Origin of the sequence: Paraburkholderia atlantica (assembly GCF_009362785.1) — a bacterium.
GTDB lineage: Bacteria > Pseudomonadota > Gammaproteobacteria > Burkholderiales > Burkholderiaceae > Paraburkholderia > Paraburkholderia atlantica.
Genome location: NZ_WHNQ01000017.1, coordinates 1 through 22,622 on the forward strand (window position 1 = coordinate 1; position 22,622 = coordinate 22,622).

The window sequence follows — 22,622 nt, forward strand, 5'->3', positions numbered from 1 at the left end:
GCCCCCGCTATACCCGCCCCCGGTGCACACGCAAACTGTCGCGCCGACACGACACCGTGGAAAAAATTTTTCACTGTCACATACCTTACTCAGCGTTCCCTTAAATTGCCGGCCATCGCGCGACGTTGCCGCAGAGCAGCGCGTCGCGATCGCCAAAATTCGCTAACTCGGAGAAGTATTTTGAACAAGAAGATCCTGACCGCCGCTACGTTTGCCGTCTTCGCCTCCGCCGCTCACGCACAAAGCAGCGTCACGCTGTACGGCGTGATCGACGCGGGTATCAGCTACGTGAACAACTCGAAAACGTCCACCGGCAATAGCAGCCTGACCAAGTACGACGACGGCGTCGCACAAGGCAGCCGTTGGGGCCTGCGTGGCACGGAAGACCTCGGCAACGGCCTGAAGGCGCTGTTCGTGTTGGAAAACGGCTTCAACAGCGGTAACGGCACCGCCGGCCAGGGCGGCGCGATGTTCGGCCGCCAGGCCTATGTCGGTGTGTCGCAGAACAACATCGGTTCGCTGACGTTCGGCCGCCAGTACTCGTTCTCGACCGACTACCTCGGCTCGAACTACTCGACCGGCGGTCTGACCGTCGCGGGTAACTACGCTTACCACATCAACGACGTCGACCAGCTCACGTCGAGCCGTATCAACAACTCGGTCAAGTTCAGCAGCGCGAACTTCTCGGGCCTGACCTTCGGCGCGATGTACGGCTTCTCGAACACGGCAGGCGGCTTTGCCGGCACGCCGGCTACGGGCACGTCGGCTGCACCGGTTGCGGGTTCGTCGCGCGCATACAGCTTCGGCGCGAACTACGCGAACGGCCCGTTCGGTATCGGCGCAGCGTATACGGACATCCGTTACCCGGGCCAGGCATCGCCGGCCTTCTCGACTTCGCTGGCTAACGTGAGCTTCCCGTCGCTCGGCACCGGCCAGATCCAGGATCTGCGCTCGTTCGGCGTTGGCGGCCGCTACGCTTTCGGCCCGGCGACGCTGTGGGCCCTGTACACGAACACGCGCCTCGCGCCGATCTCGGGCGGCTCGACCACGTTCGCAGCCTACGAAGCAGGCGCGAAGTACGCGGTCACGCCGGCTATCACGGCAGGCGCGGGCTACACGTACATGCACCTGAGCGGCGCGAACGTCGGTCACTGGAACCAGGTGAACCTGAGCGGCGACTACGCGCTGTCGAAGCGCACGGACGTGTACGTGCTGGGCATCTATCAGATCGCGTCGGGTCACAACGCTGCAAGTGGCGACCTGCAGGCACAGATCGGTTCGAGCACGAGCTACTTCAACACGTCGGGCGTCGGCGCCGACAACCAGCTCGCGTTCCGCGTCGGTATGCGTCACAAGTTCTAAGCAGACGGTTCGCGGTGGGGAACACCTGTGTTCCCTGCGTGGTTGAATCGATGGAAAGCGCCCTACGGGGCGCTTTTTCTTTTGCGGCGCGAAATCAGTCGAGCAACGCAGTCGAGCAACGCCGGATTCTCGATCGCGCCCGTCAGCGATTCGACGCAAGCCTGCGCTTTGCCGTTTCGGCAACGATATCTGCCAAATATTGTAATTGTCTATAAATATCGTCCACCCCAACATCGGGTCACACGCTTCGATCCCGCGCCCGCGGCGCTAACGCGACACTGCCGGCGCGCCTCCAAACGCCGCCAGAGGACTTCGACATGAGCATGGACTCCGCCACCACCGCCGCCGCGCTCGCGCGGCACACCTCGCGCTCGAGCGTATCGCGGCTGATTCTCGCGACCTCGATCGGCAACGCGCTGGAGTTCTACGATCTGGTCGTATACGGCTACTTCGCGGCCGTGCTGTCGCGTACGTTTTTTCCGGTGCACGACCGCACCGTGTCGCTGCTGCTCACACTCGGCACCTTCGCGCTGTCGTATCTCGCGCGGCCGATCGGCGCGCTCGCGCTCGGCTCGTTCAGCGACCGCAAAGGCCGCAAGGCATCGCTGACGCTGTCGATTGCCATGATGACGCTCGGCACCGGCATGATCGCGCTGATGCCGTCGTATGCGGCGATCGGCGTGCTCGCGCCGATCGGCGTATTCGCGTCGCGGCTGTTGCAGGGCTTCTCGGCGGGCGGCGAGTTCGGCAGCTCGACCGCGTTTCTGATCGAACATGCGCCGCAGCGCAAGGGCTTCATGGCGAGCTGGCAGTTCTCGAGCCAGGGCGCGAGCACGCTGCTCGCTTCGCTGTTCGGCGCGGTGTTGACGAGCACGCTGAGCACCGCGCAACTCGAAAGCTGGGGCTGGCGCATTCCGTTCCTGTTCGGCCTGCTGATCGGTCCGGTCGGGCTGTACATTCGCCGCCGCATCGACGAAACGCCCGAGTTCGAGCGCGCGGAAAAATCCGCCGCGCCGGTGCGCGAACTACTCGCGACGCAAAAGGAACAGGTGCTCGTGTCGATCGGCGCACTCGTGCTGACCACCACGGCCAACTACATGCTGCTCTACATGCCGACCTATGCGGCGCGGCAGCTCGGGCTGGCGCCGTCGTCGGGCTTCATCGCTACGCTGGCGGCCGGTCTGATCATGATGGTGCTCACACCGATCGTCGGTCATCTGTCCGACAAGGTGGGCCGCGTGCGCATCATGCTCTGCGCCGGCGTGCTGTTCTTCGCGACCGTCTATCCAGCCTTCATGCTGATGAACGCGCATCCGTCGCTCGGCTCGTTGCTGGCCGCGGTCACGTGGGTCGCGATGCTGAAGGCGACCTACTTCGCGCCGATTCCGGCCATGATGTCCGAGCTGTTCCCGACCCGCACGCGAACGACCGGCATGGCGTTCGGCTACAACATCGGCACCACCGTGTTCGGCGGCTTCACGCCGCTCGCCGTCGCCGCGCTGATCGCGGCAACCGGTAATAACCTCGCACCCGGCCTCTATCTGATGCTCGCGGCCGTGCTCAGCCTTTTCACCGTGACGTGGGCACGCGTGCGGCTGCACGCACGCTGAGTCTCTGCCTCACGGGCTTCGTTGAACCGACAGGACCTTATCCATGCAAGACCGTTTGCAGCAAGCCGTGCAGTTCGCGGTGGATCATGAATCGCCTTGGGACCGTCACGTGGGTGGCGCATGGGGTGTGCACGTGAACGACCCGCCGCCGTGGAACAAGCTGCTCGGTCCCGTGCATGATCGCGGGCCGGTATCGGGTGCGATCGCCGTCGACGGCCGCGTGCTGACGCGCTGGGGCGAACCGGATCGCGCCGATCTGACCTTCAGCGTCGCGAAGATGTACCTCGCGCTGCTCGCCGGCGTCGCGCACGATCGCGGCCTGTTGCCCGACGTCGATGAGCCGGTGCGCGTGCGCGTGCCCAACATCGGCTTCGACGACGAACACAACGCGCCGATCAGCTGGGCGCATCTGCTGCAGCAAACCAGCGAATGGCGCGGCACGTACTTCGGTTTGTCGGATCAGGCGGATCACTACCGCGCGGTCAATTTCGCCGCGCCGCCCGATGGCAAGAAAGGCGACCCGCGTCCGCTGCAACGGCCGGGCAGCTACTGGGAATACAACGACGTCCGCATCAACCAGTTCTCGCTCGCGCTGCTGCATCTGTTCCGTCAGCCGCTGCCCGAGGTGTTTCGCGAAGCGATCATGCGGCCTTCCGGCGCGAGTGAAAACTGGCAATGGATCGGCTACGACGACGCATGGGTCGAGATCGACGGACGACGCATGCAGTCGGTGCCCGGCGGCACGCACTGGGGCGGCGGCATGTCGGTCAGCGCGAACGATCAGTTGAAGGTCGCGCAGATGCTGCTCGATGACGGCGTCGCGAACGGCCGACGCGTGCTGTCGTCCGAATGGATTGCGCGCATGCGCACGCCGTGCGCGATCGCGCCGTTCTATGGCTACCTCGTGTGGCTCAACACCGGGCGCAAGGTGTTCCCGAACGTGCCGGAGTCGAGCTATTTCGGCATCGGTGCGGGCAGTTCGTTCACGTGGGTCGAACCGGAGCGACGCATGACGGTGGTCGTGCGCTGGCTGAATCCGGCCGCGGCGAACGAGTTTTTCGGGCTGGTGCTCGACGCGGTCGACAAGCTGCGCTGATAGCCGTTAGCGGTGCGCCCGTTGCGGGCGATCGCGCCGCGAACGCCAACTACAGGTCATAAAAAATGCGGGCGATGCACGAATGCATCGCCCGCACGGTCATGGGTCGAGCCGTTGCCGTTGCAACGGCGCGTCAGTGCGAATGCCGCGGCACCGCGGAACCCCGGCATCCAACGAGGAAGTCGAGATCGCAACCTTCGTCGGCCTGCAGCACGTGATCGATATACAGGCGCCGGTAGCCGCCACCTTCCGGCGGCTCGGGCGGCACATGCTTCGCGAGACGGCGCTCGAGCTCCGCGTCGCTGATGTCGAGGTGCAGCGTGCCCGCGTCGCAATCGAGCTCGATCCAGTCGCCGTCCTGCACCGCCGCGAGCGGGCCGCCGGCCGCCGCTTCCGGCGTCACGTGCAGCACCACGGTGCCGTATGCGGTACCGCTCATGCGCGCATCGGAAATCCGCACCATGTCCTTTACGCCCTGCTTCAGCAGCTTCGGCGGCAGGCCCATGTTGCCGACTTCGGCCATGCCCGGATAACCCTTCGGCCCGCAGTTCTTCATCACCAGCACCGAGTTCGCATCGACGTCGAGCGTTTCATCGACGATGCGCGACTTGTAGTGCTCGAAGTTCTCGAACACGACCGCGCGTCCGCGATGCTTGAGCAACTCGGGCGTCGCCGCCGACGGCTTCAGCACCGCGCCGCGCGGCGCGAGATTGCCGCGCAGCACGCGGATACCGCCATCGGCGACGAGCGGCTTGTCGAGCGGACGGATCACTTCGTCGTTGGTGTTGGGCGCATCTTTCACGTTGTCCCACAGCGACTTGCCGTTGACCGTCAACGCGTCCGGATGCGGCAGCAGATTCGCTTCGCCGAGCCGGCGCAGCACGGCCGGCAAACCGCCCGCGTAATAAAACTCTTCCATCAGGAAACGGCCCGACGGCATCAGGTCGACGATCGTCGGCGTGTCGCGGCCGATGCGAACCCAGTCGTCGAGTTCGAGATCGATACCGATGCGCCCCGCAATCGCCTTCAGATGAATCACCGCATTGGTCGAGCCGCCGATCGCCGCATTGACGCGGATCGCGTTCATGAACGCCTCGCGCGTGAGGATCTTCGACAGCTTCAGGTCTTCGAGCGCCATCTCGACGATGCGGATGCCCGACATATGCGCGAGCACGTAGCGTCGCGAGTCGACTGCGGGAATCGCCGCGTTGTGCGGCAGCGATGTGCCGAGCGCCTCGGCCATGCAGGCCATCGTCGACGCGGTGCCCATCGTGTTGCAGGTGCCCGCCGAGCGCGACATGCCCGCCTCGGCCGACAGAAACTGATGCAGATCGATTTCGCCGGCCTTCAGCGATTCGTGCAGTTGCCACACCGCCGTGCCCGAGCCGATGTTCTTGCCGTCGAGCTTGCCGTTCAGCATCGGGCCGCCGGTTACGACGATCGCCGGCACGTCGCAGCTCGCCGCGCCCATCAGCAGCGCGGGGGTCGTCTTGTCGCAGCCGGTCAGCAGCACCACCGCGTCGATCGGATTGCCGCGGATCGCCTCCTCGACGTCCATCGCCGCGAGATTGCGCGTGAGCATTGCGGTCGGACGCAGATTCGATTCGCCGTTCGAGAACACCGGGAACTCGACCGGGAAGCCGCCCGCTTCGTAGATGCCGCGCTTCACATGCTCGGCGAGCTTGCGAAAGTGCGCGTTGCACGGTGTCAGCTCGGACCACGTGTTGCAGATACCGATCACGGGGCGCCCGTCGAACTCGTGATCGGGGATGCCCTGATTCTTCATCCAGCTTCGATACATGAAGCCGTTCTTGTCAGCCGTGCCGAACCATTCGGCCGAGCGCAATTTCCGCTTTTTTTCCGACATGCTAGGTCCTTGATGCATGCGCCGGGACCCTCACCGGCATTTTTGACTGAAGCGGCCCACCCGGCGCTACGGCGCAAGCTTGCCGCTCAGTGTCCAGGGTTGGTGAAGTGTACGGAGCGGGTTGATATCTTTCCAATTATATTTTTGGTGATATCGATATCAGTTCTGGTATCGATCCGCCCGGACTGGCGGCGCGGCGGGGCCGGTGAGCAGACCGTGCCGGCTTCAGGCGTCGCCGGCCACCTGCTTACGGCGGGCTTTCGGTTGTGCGCCGCGCGTGTTCTTCTTCAGATGACTTTGGTTATAGTCGATCGCGGCGCGGATCAGCGCTTTCAGTGCGCGCTCGTCAACGTCGTCGCTCTCGAAGAAGTCGATCGCGCGCCGTTCGTTGCCTTCGAGGCCCGCGTTGAACAAGCCATCCGGGTCGGCCAGACCCGCCCCATGCGCGAAGGTCAGCTTGACCTTGCCTTTGTGCGCGTTGGCGACAGCGATCATGCCGTCGCGCGACCAGACCGGACTACCCATCCACTTGAATTCCTCGACGATCGCCGGGTCCGCCGCCAGCACGCATTGACGGATGCGAGCGAAGGTCGCGCCGCGCCAGTCGGTGAGTCCTGCGATCAGTTCGTCGATACGTTCGGATGCGTTCATCGCAGTGTGGCCCTCGTAAGCGGAGAGACGAAGTGGTTGAACCGCCAGGATGCCCTAATGATCCGGTCATGGGTAATCTTCGCCTGGATTCATGGCTGGCGCACTGGCGATCCGCGTCGCTTCACAGTTTGCCCGCGGGCTGCAGCATCGGATACGTGAAGAAGAAAAAGTGGACCACGTTCAGCCCGAAATGTGCGAGCACGGCCGCAGACAATCCGCCGAAGCGATACGCAAGTCCATAGCCGATGCCCGCGACACTTCCGAGCACGATCCACTGCCATCCGCCCGCGCTATGTGCGAGGCCGAACAGCACGGCCGCCACGCACAGCGTGAGCAGGTCCGCCCTGTTCCAGCGCGCGAACAGTCGCGTGAGACCGCCTTGCAGATAGCCGCGAAACAACGCCTCCTCGGTCAGCGTGACGAGAAAGAGATTGTTCACCAACCACAGCACGCTGTCGGCAGGCCGCTTCGGCGCCCATCCGACGACCCCCAGCGACAACGCCACGGCCATGCAAACCGCGACCATGATCAGCCAACCGGCGATGCCGGCGAGTAACCACGTCCGCAGCGCGTGCGGCGGCCGAATCCACGGCAAGGCGAGCAACAGCCAGAAGCCGATCAGCGGCTTGTCGAAATTGAGATACATCGTGAAGGGCACGGCATCCGGCGTGAACTGCACGGGGCCCATCACGCGCGGGTTGTGAAAGCCTGGCAGCCAATGCAGGCTGAGCGCGAGCGCAAGCGCGACGAACAGCAAATGACCCGCGTATCGAACGTAGCGCCGGCGAGCCGGCGACACCGCGTACGCAGCCACGCCGAGCAGCGCAATGGCGACGCTCGCCAAAGGGCCGAGCTGCCCGGTCGCAAACGCCGTGCCGTATCCGACCACGAGCAGGCCGACGCCAAGCCAGCGAAACGTGCCGGCCCACGTCGCCGGCGCGGCGAGGAAAATCGCGATCCACGGTAATGCGAACATAGAAGGCTCGAAGTCAGGCTTGCGCTGGTTGCTGTCGATGCGTGCGAGCGTGACTCTAGCATTCGAATACCGCTGAACCGCAAGAAAGGCCGTCCCCGTACGTCGGCGAACGTCGTTTGTTTCTCCGAGTGACGATTCGTCAGGCGCTAGTCGTCGCGCTTGCGAAACGCAGCCTCTCCGGCATCCGACACCTCGACCCACTTCGGATCGGGAGCCGCGCCGGGGACGTAGGTGTCGTTCCAGTTCCACCACTTGTACGGCCGGGTCTGTGGGTAGCCCTCCGGCGAATCCTCCCACGTCTCCTGCCGCCCGAGCGCCGTCATGTCGAGGTAGCTCCAGACCGTGCCCATCGCCTCGTCGCCACGTCCGTTAATGAAGTACGTTCGGAACACACGATCGCCATCCCGGATGAACGCGTTGTGGCCGTGCCATTGGTCCACGCCGAAGTCGACGTCGAAACTGTCGGTGATCGTGTACCAGGGGATCATCTGCCAGCCCATCCGCGCCTTCAGCCGCGCGATATCGGCTTGCGGCGCGCGGGAGGCGTACACGAGGGTCGTGTCGCGAGCGTGCAAATGCGCAAGGTGGGAAACCTGATCGGCCCCCAGGGAACAGCCGATGCACGCGTGCTCTGGCCACCCGTGCACGCCAGGCTCGAAAAAGGCGCGATAGATGACCAGCTGACGGCGGCCGTCGAACAGGTCGAGCAGGCTCACTCTGCCTTCCGGCCCGTCGAACGCATACGTTTTTTCCACCGCAAGCCATGGCATTCGACGCCGCTCAGCAGCCAGCGCGTCGCGGGCACGGGTCAAGGCTTTCTCCTTGACGAGCAATTGCTCGCGCGCGGCCTCCCACTCTTGCCGCGACACAATCGGCGGTGTCTTCATCGCAGGCTGTCCATCTTTCCCACTCTTCTCAGGTGACTCGTTCGTCGTCATCGCAACCTCCGGGTTAGAGCGATGTCCTGTGTGTTCGGGTCGGAAGGCGAATTGCTCGCCTTGCATCGCTCGGTGTTGAGGATGGGTTAGTTTAGGCCGCTGAACATCGAACGATGGGAGTGACAAATGTGACGCGATTCCGGCTTCATGGTCAGCGAAGCCCGGCTGTCGATTTCTGATGTAATCTGCCGCCACTATCATGACGTCCCACGAATCACTCCCCACACCCTGGAGGTGACGATGAGCGCGATCCACGAGGTCTACCCCTATCTGCGCGTGCGCAACGCCGCGCAGGCGATTGAGTTCTACGCGCAGGCATTCGGCGGCGTCGAGCAGTTTCGCCTGACCGAACCGGGCGGCCGCATCGGTCATGCCGAAGTGAAGATCGGTCCCGCGACCGTGATGCTGTCCGATGAATATCCCGAGCACGACATGCTCGGCCCGAGCGGCAACAGCCGGCCGGGCGTGCTGCTGCATATCCACTGCGACGACGTCGATCAGCTGTTCGCACAAGCGGTCAAAGCGGGAGCAACCGTGATCCTCCCGCTAACCGATCATTTTTACGGCGAGCGCTCGGCGACCGTGCGCGATCCGTTCGGCCACGAATGGCAGCTCGGCGCGCAGATCGAAGCGCTTACGCCTGAAGAGATGCAGCGCCGTTACACGGCGCTGTTCGACAGCTAGTGAGTTGTTGTAGTGAGCTCCTCGCGCTTTGATTCCCCCGATGCGTGCGCTCTTTTTACTGCCCGCCGAACGGCTTTTGCACGGTGAGCTTGTTGGTCACCGAAGTCACCCCCGGAACGCCCTTCGCAATCTCCGCGACCTGATTGATCTGGGAAGCGTCGGTGACCGTGCCGCTCAGCGTCACCGCGCCGCCCTTTGCGATGACGCTGATATTGCCTGCGCTGATCTCCTTGTGCTTGCCGATCGCGGCATACACCTGCCGACGCAGCGCGCGATTCGCTTGCCTGGGGCTGGCGGGAGCGGCTGCGCTACCCGACATCGCGGGCGCGCCCGAAGCTGCGCTGGCCGTCTGACCCGACTGCGCCCATGCGCTGCCCGACGCGGCCAGAATCAATGTGGCGGCAATCGCCAACACGCGTGCCTGAATGCTTTTCATCGAATACTCCAGTTGTTATACGTGACGTAATCAGAAGGTATGGCGGATGCCGACCATGGCCGCCGTCGTGGACACGCCGGGCGCAACCGGAGCGCCATAGATGATGGTCTGGTTCATGGTCCCCTTGTTGGCCACATAACCCACCTGCGCGTAAGCCTTGGTGCGCTGGGACAGGTTGTATTCCGCGCCCACCGCGAATTCGCTCGAATGGTTCGCCGAGTTGTTCTTGTCTTTCAGGTAGTAGTACCCTGATGTGACCTTGAAACGCGGATTGAACTGGTAGCCAAGGCCCCCCGAAATCATTTCGAAGTCCGCGGTGTTGCTATGCGCCGGGTTCTTGCCGGCGCCATACGAGGCCGACACCGAAAATCCGGCGATCGTGTACATCGCACCGAAATAGTAGAAACGGTTGTTCGCCAGCCCGGTCGCAGGGATGGCGGGTGCCGCCGGGTACGTGATCGGGAACGGGTTGGTATCGTGGCCGTTGTAATACACGGCGGACAGATTCAGACCGTAGTTCGAATACTTGAGCACGGCCGACTCGCGCGTGCCGCCCTGGAAATGACCGGCGACGCCGCCCGGCGCGTACTCGAGCGCAAGCGATGCGCCGTAAAATTTCGGCGAGTTATAGACCAGCGCATTGCTGTCGTACAGCGCGCCAATCGGCGCGTTCGTGCTCGTACCCGGCCAGCCGGCCGCCTGATTGATGCCCAGCCACGCGGTCAGAATACTGCCGAAATACTGCGCGCCGCGCACGTCGGTTTCCGCCATCGCGTAGATCATCGGAATGATCTGCCGGCCGGCGTCGAAGGTACCGAAGGGCCCGGACACGCCGATCGTCGCGAACTGGTTGAAGATCGCGGTGGTGCCCGGCGTATCGGACAGGCCGAACTTGCCGTTCGTGGAGTTGAATACGCCCTGCAGCTTGAAATTGATCTTGTAGCCGCCGCCGATGTCTTCGCTGCCTTTCAAACCCCAGAAGCTCGCATAGATACCGCCGTCCTTCAGCTGATAAATCTTGCCGGTGTTCGGCGCGTGCGGCAGGAAGGTGGCCGCCGAAGTGCTCTGATACAGGAAACCCGTATCGATCACGCCATAGAGCGTCACTGACGACTGCGCATGAGCCGCGGTGGCGAAAATGGCCAACGCGATAGCGCTGCTTGCCTTTAACTTCATTGTGTCTCCTTCGCGTACCGGCGGTGGCGCAAACGCCCATGCTGCGGTCGCTTCAATTGATTGGTGATTTTGTATGCGACGGGCGTACCCGGCCGCGTTGTTGCGTGCATCGAACTGTGTTGCTGCGCAAGCGTTGCGTCAGGGCAGGTAGTAGTTCCCGAATTGATCGCGCAATTGGTTCTTCAGCACCTTGCCCGTTGCGCCGATAGGCACCGTGTCGACGAACACCACCGCATCGGGGGTCCACCAGCGCGCGACCCGGCCGTTGAAGAAGGACAGCAGTTCGTCGCTGGCCAGATCGCTGCCCGGCTTTTTCACGACCAGCAGCAGCGGCCGTTCGTCCCACTTCGGATGCCGTGCGGCGATACACACTGCGGTCGAGACTTCCGGATGCAGATACGCGACGTTTTCGATGGCCGCCGAACTGATCCATTCGCCGCCCGACTTGATCACGTCCTTGCTGCGATCGGTGATCTGCATGAAGCCGTGCCGGTCGATCGTCGCGATGTCGCCGGTCGGAAACCAGCCGTCGCACAGCGGCGACTCGACGCCGGCGCCGAAGTACTGCTGCGTGACCCAGTGGCCGCGCACCTGCAGATCGCCAGCGCTTTCGCCATCCCACGGCAATTCATTGCCGTGCGAGCCGACGATCCGCATATCGATGCCGAACAGCGCACGTCCCTGCTTCGCCTGGACCTGATACTGCTCGTCCATCGGCAGCGACTGCTGATGCGCCTTGAAGCTGCAGACCGTGCCGATCGGGCTCAATTCGGTCATGCCCCACGCGTGCAGCACCTCGACCCGATGGCGCTTCTGGAACGCCTCGGTCATCGCGGTCGGACACGGCGCGCCGCCGATCACCGTGCGTCGCATCGACGAGAAGGTGCCGCCCATCGCATCGACATGCGTGAGGAGTCCCTGCCACACGGTCGGCACACCGGCCGACAGCGTCACGTGTTCCGTTTCGATCAGTTCATAGAGCGACTTGCCGTCGAGCGCCGGACCCGGAAACACCAGCTTCGCGCCGACCATGCAGGCGATGTAGGGCAGTCCCCACGCGTTCACATGGAACATCGGCACGACCGGCAGGATCACGTCGCGCGCGGAACAGTTCAGCGCATCGGGCAGCGCCGCCGCGTAGGTATGCAGCACGGTCGAGCGATGGCTGTACAGCACGCCCTTCGGATTGCCAGTGGTGCCCGACGTGTAGCACAGCGACGACGCGCTGTCTTCGTCGAGCAGCGGCCATTCGAAGACGTCGTCGTGCAGTTCGAGCAGGTCCTCGTAGCACATCAGCATGCCGCCCAGCTCGTTCGCTTGCGGCATGTGCGCGCGATCGGTCATCGCCACGAATATCTTCGGGCTCTTCACGCGGGGCGCGACGCTCTCGATCAGCGGCAGAAACGTCAGGTCGAAGAACACGACACGGTCTTCCGCATGCTCGATGATGTATGCGAGCTGGTCGACGTGCAGTCGCGGGTTCAGCGTATGCAGCACCGACCCGGAGCCCGACACCGCGAAATACAGCTCCATGTGGCGATAGCCGTTCCACGCGAGCGTTGCGACGCGCTCGCCCCGGCCGACGCCAAGCGTTGCCAGCGCGTTGGCCATGCGGCGCGCGCGCTGCGCGAGGTGCCGATACGAATAACGATGGATATCTCCTTCCACGCGTCGCGACACGATTTCCTGTTCGCCGTGATGGCGCTCCGCGTGCGTAAGCAGCGCGGAAACCAGCAGCGACTGCTGCATCATCAAGCCTTGCATCTTTCCGTCTCCTGATTGCTTGTGGCGTCTCGAACCTGGCCCACCCGGCCTTACGTTGCCGCGCTGCCGGCTCGCTGATGCGAGGGCGTCGCGTTCGGTTCGTCGAGACTCACCATCACCTTTGAATCCATTATTTCGACCGGGAAGGTCGTTACACTCAATCCACCTGCTCCCGCCATGCAGCCCGTGCGCACGTCGAAGCGCAGACCGTGCGCCGGACAGCGCAACATGCAGCCTTCGAGCTGGCCGCTCGAAAGCGCGGCCCCGTTGTGCGGACAGGTGTTGTCGATGGCGTGAAGCGTGCCTGCGATGTTGAACAGCACGATGCTGCGGCCATCGATGAAGGCCAGCTTGCGCTGGCCCGGCGCGAGTTCGCCGGCGACACCCACCACGATCCGACGTGACATCCCCGACTCCTTCCGATCCGACGCTAGCCGCGTCACATCAGCACCAGGCGGCGAATCAACGTCTCCGCCATCGGCCATTCGCCAAAGCCCGACGCGGGGTTGAGGTGCCCCACTTCGCCGAGATCGACGAGGCGGCTGCCCCAGTCCTGCGCCATGTCCTGCACCCGCTCGAACCGTGCGAGCGGATCGTTGCGGCTCGCGCCGACGATGCTCGGGAACGGCAGACGCTTGCGCGGAATCGGCAGCCAGCCGTTCTGCTCCAGCGTATCCAGCTCCGGATAGCCCGCCGGCATCGGCGTTTCGAGGTCCGCGGGCGCCGCGAGCAGCGCACCGTGAATCTCGCGCTTGTGCTGCGCCGCCCACTGCACGGTGATCATCACGCCCGCGCTATGCGCGACCAGAATCACCGGGCCGTCGATTTTCGCGAGCGCCGCATCGAGCGCCGCTACCCGTGCCGCGCAGCTGAGCTTGTCGTGTTCGAGCGGCGGCACCGACAGCGCTTTCGGCAGCCGTTGCTGCAACAGGGTTTGCCAATGCTCCGGGACATGGTCGCGCAAGCCCGGGACCATCAGAATGGTCGGTTTCAATTCGTAATTCATGGGAAGCTACTTACTGGTTCAGTACGGCTTGTCGCCGATAATGCCGGCGCGTTCCATCTTGCGATGGCATGGCGGGTAATCCATCACCGCATAGTGCTGCGTGCTGCGGTTGTCCCAGATCGCGATGCTGTTCTTCTGCCAGCGCCAGCGCACCTGGTACTCGGGGATGTACGCCTGGCTGATCAGATAGCGCAGCAGATCGCCCGCGCCCGGATTCGCGTCCTGACCGAAGCGCACCCGCTCCGGCGTATGGAAGTTCGTGAAATGGCTCGTGAAAGCGCTCACGAACAGCACCTTCTCCTCCGTTTCCGGATGCGTGCGCACGACCGGATGCTCCGCGTCCGGAAACTGCGCCTTCAGCGCCAGACGCTTTTCGATCGGCATCGCGGCACCGAAGCTCGCCTCGATGCTGTGGCGCGCGCGCAGGTCCGCGATCTGCGCCTTCACGTACGCCGGCAGATTCTCGTAGGCGAGGACCATGTTCGCCCACATCGTGTCGCCACCGACGGGCGGACACTCGACACAGCGCAGCACGGCACCGAACTGCGGCTTTTCGCGCCACGTGGCGTCGGCATGCCACGCGTTTTCATACCGGTCGTTGGGCTGGTCCGGGGTCTTGTAGATACGCACGAGGCCCGGATTTTCCGGATCGCTGCCCGCGACCGGATGGTCTTCCAGTTCGCCGAAGCGGCGCGCGAACGCCACGTGTTCGGCGCGCGTGATGTCCTGGTCGCGCAGGAACAGCACCCGGTGCTTCAGCAGCGCGGAACGGATCTCCGCAAACAGGCCGTCGTCATGGATGGCGTGAGCGACATTCACGCCGGTCAGTTCCGCGCCGATCGAGTACGTCAGTTGTTCGACTCGCATGGCTAGCTCCTTAGATAATGAAGACCGACGAACCCGTCGTCTTGCGCGATTCCAGATCACGATGCGCTTGCGCCGCATCCTCGAGCGCATAGCGCTGATTCAATTCGATCTTGATGCGTCCGGAGGCGATCAAGCCGAAGATTTCGCCGGCCAGCTCGTCCTTCTCGGCCGGATCGGCGATGTAATCAGCCAGAGCCGGGCGGGTCAGATACAGCGAGCCTTTCATTGCCAGCAGTTGCGGATTGAACGGCGGAATCGGGCCGGAGGCCGTGCCGACGCAAACCAGCAGACCGCGACGCTTCAGCGAATCGAGCGAAGCCTCAAAGGTGTCCTTGCCGACGCTGTCGAACACGACGTTCACGCCGACGCCATCGGTCAGTTCGCGTACGCGTCTGGCGACGTCTTCGCTGCTGTAGTTGATGACGTGATCGCAGCCATGCGCGCGCGCTACCTCGCCTTTGGCCTCGCTCGAAACCGTGCCGATCACGGTCAGACCCAGCAGCTTCGCCCACTGCGAAACGATCAGGCCGACACCGCCGGCGGCGGCATGCAGAAGGATCGTGTCGCCCGCCTTGAAGTCGTGAATGCGGCGCATCAGGTACGCGGCGGTCAGGCCGCGCATGGTCATGCCGGCAGCCGTTTCGCAGTCGATCGCATCGGGCAGCCGGATCAGCGGCGCGGCCGGAATCAGGCGTTCGGTGCTGTACGCGCCGAGCGTGTTGATGAAGCCCGTGTAGGTCACTCGATCCCCCACCGCGACGTTCGTGACGTCCGGGCCAACGGCCTCGACCACGCCCGCGGCTTCCACGCCCATCCCCGCGGGCAGCGGGACCGGATACAGGCCGCTACGGAAGTAGGTATCGGCGAAGTTCAGGCCCACGGCCTGGTGGCGCAGGCGAACCTGGCCGGGACCCGGGTTACCCACTTCGACGTCCTCGTAGCGCAGGACCTCGGGACCACCGGTTTCATGAAAACGCACTGCCTTTGCCATGTCGACTCTCCAATTCTTTGCTTGATCTGCACTTCGCAGAATTCGTTGCGCTCGCGGCGCATTACAGGTTCCGTTCTCCGCGCCGTCCGCGCGGCACCATCCGATGTCAGCGCGTGGCCTGCTCGCGTAGCGTGTTCAGCCGATCCAGATCGCCCGAGTAGTTCCGCTTGCCGATCATGAATGCGGCGGCCGCGACGAGCGGTGCGAACGGCACCAGTTGCAACGCGCCCAGCAGTCCGATCCGATCGGCGATGATCCCCGTCAGAACAGCCGCTGGCGCGAGGCCCAGCAGGTTGTTCGCGAGCGTCAGCGTCGCAAACGCCGAGGCATGAATGGTCGGCGGCGTGAGGTTCGCCACCATCGCACCCGACGGGCCGCTCGCACCGGCGCAAAAGAACATGCCGACACCGATCACGATCAGTTGCCACGGCCCCGCCGGCATGTGGAAGCCAATCGCGAGCAGGACGAAACAGGCGAGGCAGTAGGCGATCGCAGCGCTCCACTTGCGTTCCCGCACGTTCTTGCTGAGCCGGTCGGCGAGGTTCCCGCACACCACCATGCCCACCCCGGTCACCAGCACGAACACCGCCGCGCACATCGCAGCCTTGCCGGTGGCCATGCCGTAGTAGCGATTCAGGAAGCTCGGCATCCACGCCCACACAGCGGCGGGAACCATCAGATGCAGACCGCTGCCCACGTAGGCGCACACCACGGACTTCGTCGAAAACAAGCCCTTCATCAACTCGCGCAGGCTCATGCGCATGCCGCGCGTTTGCGTCTGCTTCGTCACGCTCGCCGGCTGCAGCGGCGCAAGACGCTTTTCGGTGACGACGAGGCGGTAGATCACGACCAGCACGATCCCCATCGCCGCCATCGCGCCGAATGCCGCGCGCCAGCCGAGGTGAGCCGCCACCGCGCCGCCGAGCGCCATGCCCAGCACCGAGCCGAACGCGCCGCCCGCCATGAAGGTGCCGGTCAGCGTGGAGCGCAGCCGCACCGGAAAGATGCTCAGCACAACTGCGATGCCGACGCTGCCATACGCCGCTTCACCGATTCCGACGAAGGCACGCGCCAGCAGCAACTGCCCATAGTTCGCCGAGATTGCGCAGCCCACCGTCGCGAGACTCCACATCGCCGCCATCAGCACGATGCTCTTCACGCGGCCCCAGCGGTCGGCCAGTACCGACAGCGGAAACGTGAGCACACCGACCATCAGCGCGACCACGCTGCTGAGCGAACCCAGCTGCGCATCGGACAGATGCCATGCCGCCTTGAGCGGCGGAAACACTGCATTCAACACCTGCCGCGACATATAGTCGGAAAGCAGCAATCCGACCGTCAACGCAAACACCACCCACGCATAAGCGCGCACATCCGTCTTTGCTACCGAAACTTCGCCCGCCGTGGGCGCTGCATGCTGAACGAGCATGTTTAGTCTCCTTCCACGCTGACTCCGTGGCGGCCGCCTTGCCCGCGTGGGCCGGCGACCTGTTATGGATTCAGCTATCTGCTCCCGCTATGCGGCGGGAGCGTTACCCAGAAGCCCCGCCTCGGCCAACGCCTCGGCCCGGGCTTCCGGCATTCACGCCGCGCGAAGCGGCAGGTTCCTGACGCCGGCCTGGCGGTTCGGCGCCATACCGTTGGCGCTGAGCGTTTCTTCGACCGTCTCGTACTGCACACCAATACGATAGATCTCGCGGGCTTCTTTACCACTGGCAATTTCGCGGCCCAGTTCGCGCGCTACGCGCACGCACTGCTCGATCTGCTGTACCGACGTGAAGCGCTTACCGTGCTGATCGATGATCGTGTCCTCGATGCCGCAGCGCGGATGCAAGCCCATCGACATCGCCATCATGTTGAACGGCAGCACGTTCTTCAGCAGCGACTCGGCGGTCAGCGTGCAGCCATCCGGCGCGCGATGCACGAAGTTGAAGAAGTTGAACGGGTTCGGGCCGTCGAAGCCGCCACCGATGCCGATCCACGTCAGGTTCAGCGGGCCCTTGTAGACGCCCTTGCGCACGAGGCGTTCGAGCGTTTCGAGCGCGTGAATGCCGGTGAGCTGGAAGTGCGGCTGGATGCCCGCAGCCTGCAGGCGGCGCAGATGCTCCTCGACCCATGCGGGACCGGCCGGAACCGTCATTTCGCTATAGGCGGCCATGAACGCGGGGTTGGAAAGCGAGGTGCCCGCCAGATACTCGGGATAGAGCAACTCCATGATGTTCATCTGCGTGGTATTGATCGCAACCGTCACCTGGTCCGGCTTCGGATCGAGTTCGGCCAGCATATGGCGCGTATCGTCGGACAGCCACTTCGCGGCCTGGCCGTCGTCTTCCGGTGCAAACGAAATCGAGCCACCGACCTGAATGATCATGTCGGGCACAGCGGCGCGCACACCCGCGATCAGTTCATTGAACTTCGACAGGCGCTTCGAGCCCTTGCCGTCCAGTTCACGCACGTGCAGGTGCAGCACCGTGGCGCCCGCGTTGTAGCAATCGACGGCCTTCTGGATCTGCTGATCCATTGTCACCGGGATGTCTTCCGGGAAGTCCGCGGGCATCCATTCCGGGCCGTAAGGGGCGGTGGTGATGACTACCTTGTCCTGATTCTCAGGGTGCAGCGAATCGTCGAGAAATTGCATTTGATTGCCTCCATCCAGTTGTGAAGTGACTGTGTTCCGCTATCGCGAGGTCGCATGAAAATCTGCTGGAACACATCGAACGACATGTGCACACGATACGGGAATCAAGCGCTACACTTTTATGATTGGACGCCATCCTTTTAGCGATTCGTGCCACTGCGCGTTAACACCAATAATTGCGCGAAGCAAGCGTTTAATGACTAGAAAAAGACTCAGCGTTTGAATCGTCCGGAGAAACTACGATGGAAACGATGGTGACGTCGGTAGCCATGAGCGGTTATTTCGAGGTGGCGCGGCGGCTTGGACTGAATCCGGTCGAACTCGCGAAACAGGCCGGCATCGATGCCGGCGCGCTCGCGAATCCGGACGATCGCGTATCGGCCACTGCCTGTTGCCGGCTGCTCGAAATGACGGCCCAAAAGGCGTCGTGCCCGACCTTCGCGCTGCAAATGGCGGAAACGCGGCAGACCTTCGGCAGCGGTGTGATCAACGTCCTGCTCGCGCACAAACGCACGCTGCGCGAAGTGTTGCTGGCCGCGGCCGAATACCGTCATCTGCTCAACGAAGCGCTGGCGGTGTACGTCGAGGACGCGGACAAAACGGTCACCATTCGGGAGGAACTCGTCGTCGAACCGGGTACCCCGACGAAGCAGGCGATCGAACTGGCGCTCGCTGTGCTCGCGCGACACTCCAGTGCTCTGCTCGGCAAGTTCTGGAAACCGCGCGAGCTCCATTTCACACACGCCGCACCGAAGGACCTGACGTTCCATCGGCGCTTCTTCGGCTGTCCGCTGCAGTTCGGCAGCGACTTCAATGGCTTCGTCTGCGCGAGCGCCGATCTCGACTACCCGAATCCGCTGGCCGATCCCGAGCTCGTGCGCTATGCGGAGAGCCTCGCCTCTCCGCTGAACGCGAGCGCCGCCGAATCGGCCGCGCTCGAAGTGCGCAAGGCGATCTACCTGCTGCTGCCGCTCGAGCAGGCGAACGCCGAGCTGGTCGCACGTTATCTGCATCTGAGCGTGCGCACCATGCAACGGCAGTTGAATTCGGCCGGCACCAGCTTCTCGGATCAGGTCGAGGAAGTGCGCGGCGAACTCGCCGTGCGCTACATGAGCAATCCCACCTACCCGATCGGACGTGTGTCGGCGCTGCTCGGCTACGCGCAACAGGGATCGTTCACGAACTGGTTCGTGTCGCGCTTCCACATGACGCCGCGCGACTGGCGCGCGAGCCATGCGAAGTGACCGCAAAAAAAAAAGCGGAGTGTGATGCACTGGACATCACACTCCGTCGTTGCCGCACTATCGCGATCCGCTCATTCCGCGCGAAGCTTCACATAGCGGCCCGGTGCGCTCTCGATAGCCTTGTACTTCCTGTTGCCGAGCTTCGTACGCGCGTCGACCTGCTCGCCGGAATGCTGCTTGACCCACTCGATCCAGTGATTCCACCAGCTGCCGCGCTGCTGAACCGAGGTGGCGAGCCACTCGTCGGCGTTTTCGTTGCAGGTATCGTTGGTCCGGTAGCTGCGCTTGTTCTTCGACGCCGGATTGATCACACCCGCGATATGGCCGCTTGCCCCGAGCACGAACTCGGTATGACCGCCCAGTAATTGCGTCGACTGATAGGCGGATCGCCACGGCACGATGTGATCTTCCTCGGCCGCCATCAGATAGCTTGGGATATCGATGTTGCCGAGATCCACCGGCGTGTTGCAAAACGTCAGTTTGTTCGGCACGCGCAGACTGTTTTCGAGGTACATGTTGCGCAGATAGAAGCTGTACATCGGGCCGGGCAGATTGGTCGTGTCCGCGTTCCAGTACAGCAGATCGAACGCCGCCGGAGTCTTGCCTTTCAGGTAATTGTTCACGACATACGGCCAGATCAGATCGTTGGCACGCAGCGCCTGGAACACGAAGCCGAGTTCGCGGCCCGGATAAAGGCCGCCGCGACCGATCGTATGCTCGCGCATCGTCACGCCCTGCTCGTCGATGAACACGCCGAGATCCCCCGGATCGGTGAAGTCGAGCAATGCGGTCAACAGTGTCAGGCTCGCTACGGAGTCGTCGCCGTTCGCACGCATGACTGCCAGCGCCGACGACAGCATCGTGCCGCCCACGCACCAGCCCAATGCATTGACCTGGTCGGCCCGGCTAATCTCACGCGCCACCTCGAGCGCCTGCATCACGCCGTCCTCGAGATAGGCGTCCCACGTGGTCTGCGCCATGTCCTGCTGCGGGTTGCGCCACGACACGACGAACACCGTCAGGCCCTGCTCGGAGGCGAAGCGCACGAAGGAATTCTCGGGCTGCAGATCCAGGATGTAGAACTTGTTGATGCACGGCGGCACGATCACGACCGGCCGCGCGGCGACCTTCGGCGTCAGCGGCTCGTACTGGATCAGCTGAAACAGATCGTTTTCATAGACCACCGCGCCGCTGGACGTGGCGACGCTGCGGCCCACTTCGAACGCGCGTCGGTCGGTGATCGAAATCGAGCCGCTGCCCAGATCGTCGAGCAGATGCGTGACGCCCGAGAGCAGGCTCGATCCGCCCGATTCCACGGCCTCCCGGAGGACCTCTGGATTCGTCGCGAGGAAATTCGCGGGGCTGGCGAAGTCGATGAACTGGCGCATGAAAAAGCGCAGCTTATGCTTGCCCTTTTCATCGAGCGTACTCGCCTCGACGAGGTCCGCGAGCGCGCGGGCATTGATCAGATAGCTCTGTTTCAGAAGGCTGTACCAGCCGTTGCTGGACCAGTCGTCGGCGTGAAAGCGCCGGTCTCCCTGCTCGGGTGCGGCGACCGCCTTCAACTCCGTGCGCCCGCCGATCAATCCCGCGACGGCGTCGCTCCACAGTTGCGCCTGCTGTTGCAGGTAGTGGGCGCTCGTGTGGGTCACGGAGCCTCGCGCGAACGGCCCGTCGACATCGAAGTCCGAGCCGCCGGTGTCAGGCACCGTCGCATCGAATTCATCCTTGAGCGGCGAAAAACGCCAGAAATCGAAGCCGGCCTTGACCCAGCCCGTGGAAAACTCGTGTGGCATGCTGAATGGCATTCTCATGGCGGGGCTCGCTATCATGCTTCGCCGACGGCGCAAGCCGGGTCCGCGACGACACGGTCGTGGCACGATGTCGGCATCACCGTCGCGTCGCCTTCGACCACCACCTTGCCGCCGACCGTGCAAACGGTGGACAGCACCACGCGGCGCTTGTCGTGAATCAGTTCCTTGACCGTCACCTCGGCCTGCACGGTTTCGCCGGGCCGGACCGGCGCCTTGAAGCGCAGGTTCTGGCCGAGGTAGATCGTGCCCGGACCGGGCAGTTGCCCCGCGAGCGCCGCGGAGATGATGCTGGCAGTCAGCATGCCGTGAGCGATGCGCCCCTTGAAGGGTGTGGTTTGCGCAAACTGCTCGTTGATGTGAACCGCGTTGATGTCTCCCGACGCGCTCGCGAAGAACAGAATGTCCGCCTCCGTGATGGTCTTGGCGAAGCGGGCACTCATGCCCGGTCGCAGGTCTTCGAAATCGTATCCGTTAAGTTCATTCATGATTATTCCGCTTGCTGGGGGCGGTTAGCCGAGCGCCTGCTCGAGTTCCGGCACGAGGGTGAACAGATCACCGACGAGGCCATAATCGGCCACGCTAAAGATCGGCGCTTCTTCGTCCTTGTTGATCGCGACGATGACCTTCGAGTCCTTCATGCCGGCGAGGTGCTGGATCGCACCCGAGATGCCGACCGCGACGTACAGTTGCGGCGCGACGATCTTGCCGGTCTGGCCGACCTGGTAGTCGTTCGGCACGAAGCCCGCGTCGACGGCTGCGCGCGATGCGCCGAGCGCCGCGCCGAGCTTGTCGGCCAGCGGTTCCAGAACCTTCGTGTAGTTCTCGCCATTGCCCAGACCACGGCCGCCCGACACGATGATCTTCGCGCTCGTCAATTCCGGACGATCGAGCTTCGTCACTTCGCGGCTCACGAACTGCGAGATGCCGGCGTCGGCTGCGGCTTCGATCTTTTCGACCGCTGCGCTGCCGCCTTCGGCTGCGACGGCGTCGAAGCCGGTCGAACGTACCGTGATGACCTTGATCGGATCAGCCGATTGCACGATCGCAATCGCGTTGCCCGCGTAGATCGGACGCTCGAACGTGTCGGCGCTATCCACTGCGGTGATGTCGCTGATCTGCGCGACGTCGAGCTTCGCGGCGATACGCGGCGCGACGTTCTTGCCGTACGCGGTAGCCGGCGCGAGGATGTGCGTGTAGTTCTTCGCCGCATCTCGTACCAGCGTCAGCACCGTCGCTTCGACGTTTTCCGCGAGACCCGCTTCGAGTTGCGGCGCGTCGGCCAGCAGTACCTTGGCGACGCCGGCGATCTTCGCTGCCGCATCGGCCGCGGCCTGCGCATTGTGACCCGCAACCAGCACGTGAATATCACCGCCGATCTTCTGTGCCGCTGCGATCGTGTTCAGCGTCGCGGCCTTGATCGACGCGTTATCGTGTTCTGCAATTACCAGATTCGTCATTTGCTCTGTCTCCGTGTCGACTGGAGTTGGCGCTTTAGCGCTTAC

Annotated in this window: 21 protein-coding genes; 5 read left to right on the plus strand and 16 right to left on the minus strand. The window is 63.6% G+C overall.

The genetic code is table 11. From position 1 onward, the window contains the following. Positions 1-180: 180 nt before the first annotated feature. The 3 genes from GCT19_RS22890 to GCT19_RS22900 all read left to right on the plus strand — a co-directional run bounded on the left by GCT19_RS22890 (position 181) and on the right by GCT19_RS22900 (position 4,068). A complete protein-coding gene (locus GCT19_RS22890; protein WP_013091294.1) occupies positions 181-1,362 on the plus strand; it encodes a porin in 1,182 nt (393 codons plus the stop codon). Positions 1,363-1,679: 317 nt separating this feature from the next. Further along, positions 1,680-2,972, plus strand: a complete 1,293-nt coding sequence (locus tag GCT19_RS22895) for an MFS transporter (protein ID WP_026228312.1) — start codon at positions 1,680-1,682, stop codon at positions 2,970-2,972. A gap of 43 nt (positions 2,973-3,015) precedes the next feature. Then, complete coding sequence (locus GCT19_RS22900; RefSeq protein WP_152853187.1) at positions 3,016-4,068, plus strand: serine hydrolase domain-containing protein; 1,053 nt, start codon at positions 3,016-3,018, stop codon at positions 4,066-4,068. Between the two features lie 133 nt (positions 4,069-4,201). Here GCT19_RS22900 and GCT19_RS22905 read toward each other — a convergent pair whose 3' ends face one another. The 4 genes from GCT19_RS22905 to GCT19_RS22920 all read right to left on the minus strand — a co-directional run bounded on the left by GCT19_RS22905 (position 4,202) and on the right by GCT19_RS22920 (position 8,500). Further along, complete coding sequence (locus GCT19_RS22905; protein ID WP_018433620.1) at positions 4,202-5,935, minus strand: IlvD/Edd family dehydratase; 1,734 nt, start codon at positions 5,933-5,935, stop codon at positions 4,202-4,204. Between the two features lie 225 nt (positions 5,936-6,160). After that, positions 6,161-6,586: a DUF1801 domain-containing protein gene (locus tag GCT19_RS22910; RefSeq protein WP_152853188.1), complete on the minus strand. Its 426-nt coding sequence runs from the start codon at positions 6,584-6,586 to the stop codon at positions 6,161-6,163. 121 nt (positions 6,587-6,707) lie between these two features. Further along, entirely contained in the window at positions 6,708-7,562 is an 855-nt protein-coding gene (locus GCT19_RS22915; RefSeq protein WP_152853189.1) for a CPBP family intramembrane glutamic endopeptidase, read from the minus strand. 146 nt (positions 7,563-7,708) lie between these two features. Further along, complete coding sequence (locus tag GCT19_RS22920) at positions 7,709-8,500, minus strand: DUF899 domain-containing protein (protein WP_018433623.1); 792 nt, start codon at positions 8,498-8,500, stop codon at positions 7,709-7,711. A gap of 240 nt (positions 8,501-8,740) precedes the next feature. On the opposite strand from GCT19_RS22920, the gene GCT19_RS22925 reads away from it, so the two are divergent. Beyond that, positions 8,741-9,184 (plus strand): VOC family protein, encoded by a 444-nt coding sequence (locus tag GCT19_RS22925; RefSeq protein WP_152853190.1) that lies wholly within the window; start codon positions 8,741-8,743, stop codon positions 9,182-9,184. 55 nt (positions 9,185-9,239) lie between these two features. Here the strand turns inward: GCT19_RS22925 and GCT19_RS22930 are convergent, their stop codons facing one another. From GCT19_RS22930 to GCT19_RS22970, 9 genes are all read right to left on the minus strand, one after another. Then, positions 9,240-9,620: a BON domain-containing protein gene (locus GCT19_RS22930; protein WP_152853191.1), complete on the minus strand. Its 381-nt coding sequence runs from the start codon at positions 9,618-9,620 to the stop codon at positions 9,240-9,242. Between the two features lie 30 nt (positions 9,621-9,650). After that, on the minus strand, positions 9,651-10,796 hold the full coding sequence (locus GCT19_RS22935) for a porin (protein WP_018433626.1): 1,146 nt from the start codon (positions 10,794-10,796) through the stop codon (positions 9,651-9,653). 138 nt (positions 10,797-10,934) lie between these two features. Continuing rightward, positions 10,935-12,560, minus strand: a complete 1,626-nt coding sequence (locus GCT19_RS22940; RefSeq protein WP_152853192.1) for a 3-(methylthio)propionyl-CoA ligase — start codon at positions 12,558-12,560, stop codon at positions 10,935-10,937. Between the two features lie 50 nt (positions 12,561-12,610). Next, on the minus strand, positions 12,611-12,967 hold the full coding sequence (locus GCT19_RS22945; RefSeq protein ID WP_152853193.1) for a Rieske (2Fe-2S) protein: 357 nt from the start codon (positions 12,965-12,967) through the stop codon (positions 12,611-12,613). A 32-nt stretch (positions 12,968-12,999) separates the two neighbouring features. Beyond that, positions 13,000-13,566 (minus strand): RBBP9/YdeN family alpha/beta hydrolase, encoded by a 567-nt coding sequence (locus tag GCT19_RS22950; protein ID WP_018433628.1) that lies wholly within the window; start codon positions 13,564-13,566, stop codon positions 13,000-13,002. A gap of 18 nt (positions 13,567-13,584) precedes the next feature. Further along, positions 13,585-14,433 (minus strand): TauD/TfdA dioxygenase family protein, encoded by an 849-nt coding sequence (locus GCT19_RS22955; RefSeq protein ID WP_013091281.1) that lies wholly within the window; start codon positions 14,431-14,433, stop codon positions 13,585-13,587. 10 nt (positions 14,434-14,443) lie between these two features. Next, on the minus strand, positions 14,444-15,424 hold the full coding sequence (locus GCT19_RS22960) for a quinone oxidoreductase family protein (protein WP_018433629.1): 981 nt from the start codon (positions 15,422-15,424) through the stop codon (positions 14,444-14,446). A 106-nt stretch (positions 15,425-15,530) separates the two neighbouring features. Continuing rightward, entirely contained in the window at positions 15,531-16,853 is a 1,323-nt protein-coding gene (locus tag GCT19_RS22965) for an MFS transporter (RefSeq protein ID WP_018433630.1), read from the minus strand. 153 nt (positions 16,854-17,006) lie between these two features. Further along, complete coding sequence (locus tag GCT19_RS22970) at positions 17,007-18,062, minus strand: BKACE family enzyme (protein ID WP_013091278.1); 1,056 nt, start codon at positions 18,060-18,062, stop codon at positions 17,007-17,009. Between the two features lie 242 nt (positions 18,063-18,304). On the opposite strand from GCT19_RS22970, the gene GCT19_RS22975 reads away from it, so the two are divergent. Then, positions 18,305-19,306 carry an AraC family transcriptional regulator gene (locus tag GCT19_RS22975; protein WP_018433631.1) on the plus strand — a complete coding sequence of 334 codons (1,002 nt, stop codon included), beginning with the start codon at positions 18,305-18,307 and terminating at the stop codon, positions 19,304-19,306. Between the two features lie 71 nt (positions 19,307-19,377). Here GCT19_RS22975 and phaC read toward each other — a convergent pair whose 3' ends face one another. The 3 genes from phaC to GCT19_RS22990 are packed head-to-tail and all read right to left on the minus strand — an operon-like array spanning position 19,378 to position 22,577. Further along, positions 19,378-21,120 (minus strand): class I poly(R)-hydroxyalkanoic acid synthase, encoded by a 1,743-nt coding sequence (phaC, locus tag GCT19_RS22980; RefSeq protein WP_193727440.1) that lies wholly within the window; start codon positions 21,118-21,120, stop codon positions 19,378-19,380. Between the two features lie 14 nt (positions 21,121-21,134). Further along, on the minus strand, positions 21,135-21,605 hold the full coding sequence (locus GCT19_RS22985; RefSeq protein WP_152853194.1) for a MaoC family dehydratase: 471 nt from the start codon (positions 21,603-21,605) through the stop codon (positions 21,135-21,137). A 24-nt stretch (positions 21,606-21,629) separates the two neighbouring features. After that, positions 21,630-22,577 (minus strand): electron transfer flavoprotein subunit alpha/FixB family protein, encoded by a 948-nt coding sequence (locus GCT19_RS22990; protein ID WP_152853195.1) that lies wholly within the window; start codon positions 22,575-22,577, stop codon positions 21,630-21,632. Positions 22,578-22,622 lie beyond the last annotated feature (45 nt).

Coding starts and splice junctions, on each gene's coding strand:
- GCT19_RS22975 (WP_018433631.1), top strand. CDS start 18,305: ATGGAAACGATGGTGACGTCGGTAGCCATGAGCGGTTATTTCGAGGTG.
- GCT19_RS22960 (WP_018433629.1), bottom strand. CDS start 15,424: ATGGCAAAGGCAGTGCGTTTTCATGAAACCGGTGGTCCCGAGGTCCTG.
- GCT19_RS22950 (WP_018433628.1), bottom strand. CDS start 13,566: ATGAATTACGAATTGAAACCGACCATTCTGATGGTCCCGGGCTTGCGC.
- GCT19_RS22990 (WP_152853195.1), bottom strand. CDS start 22,577: ATGACGAATCTGGTAATTGCAGAACACGATAACGCGTCGATCAAGGCC.
- GCT19_RS22910 (WP_152853188.1), bottom strand. CDS start 6,586: ATGAACGCATCCGAACGTATCGACGAACTGATCGCAGGACTCACCGAC.
- GCT19_RS22965 (WP_018433630.1), bottom strand. CDS start 16,853: ATGCTCGTTCAGCATGCAGCGCCCACGGCGGGCGAAGTTTCGGTAGCA.
- GCT19_RS22985 (WP_152853194.1), bottom strand. CDS start 21,605: ATGAATGAACTTAACGGATACGATTTCGAAGACCTGCGACCGGGCATG.
- GCT19_RS22930 (WP_152853191.1), bottom strand. CDS start 9,620: ATGAAAAGCATTCAGGCACGCGTGTTGGCGATTGCCGCCACATTGATT.
- phaC (WP_193727440.1), bottom strand. CDS start 21,120: ATGAGAATGCCATTCAGCATGCCACACGAGTTTTCCACGGGCTGGGTC.
- GCT19_RS22955 (WP_013091281.1), bottom strand. CDS start 14,433: ATGCGAGTCGAACAACTGACGTACTCGATCGGCGCGGAACTGACCGGC.
- GCT19_RS22920 (WP_018433623.1), bottom strand. CDS start 8,500: ATGACGACGAACGAGTCACCTGAGAAGAGTGGGAAAGATGGACAGCCT.
- GCT19_RS22935 (WP_018433626.1), bottom strand. CDS start 10,796: ATGAAGTTAAAGGCAAGCAGCGCTATCGCGTTGGCCATTTTCGCCACC.
- GCT19_RS22900 (WP_152853187.1), top strand. CDS start 3,016: ATGCAAGACCGTTTGCAGCAAGCCGTGCAGTTCGCGGTGGATCATGAA.
- GCT19_RS22970 (WP_013091278.1), bottom strand. CDS start 18,062: ATGCAATTTCTCGACGATTCGCTGCACCCTGAGAATCAGGACAAGGTA.
- GCT19_RS22895 (WP_026228312.1), top strand. CDS start 1,680: ATGAGCATGGACTCCGCCACCACCGCCGCCGCGCTCGCGCGGCACACC.
- GCT19_RS22905 (WP_018433620.1), bottom strand. CDS start 5,935: ATGTCGGAAAAAAAGCGGAAATTGCGCTCGGCCGAATGGTTCGGCACG.
- GCT19_RS22915 (WP_152853189.1), bottom strand. CDS start 7,562: ATGTTCGCATTACCGTGGATCGCGATTTTCCTCGCCGCGCCGGCGACG.
- GCT19_RS22925 (WP_152853190.1), top strand. CDS start 8,741: ATGAGCGCGATCCACGAGGTCTACCCCTATCTGCGCGTGCGCAACGCC.
- GCT19_RS22945 (WP_152853193.1), bottom strand. CDS start 12,967: ATGTCACGTCGGATCGTGGTGGGTGTCGCCGGCGAACTCGCGCCGGGC.
- GCT19_RS22940 (WP_152853192.1), bottom strand. CDS start 12,560: ATGCAAGGCTTGATGATGCAGCAGTCGCTGCTGGTTTCCGCGCTGCTT.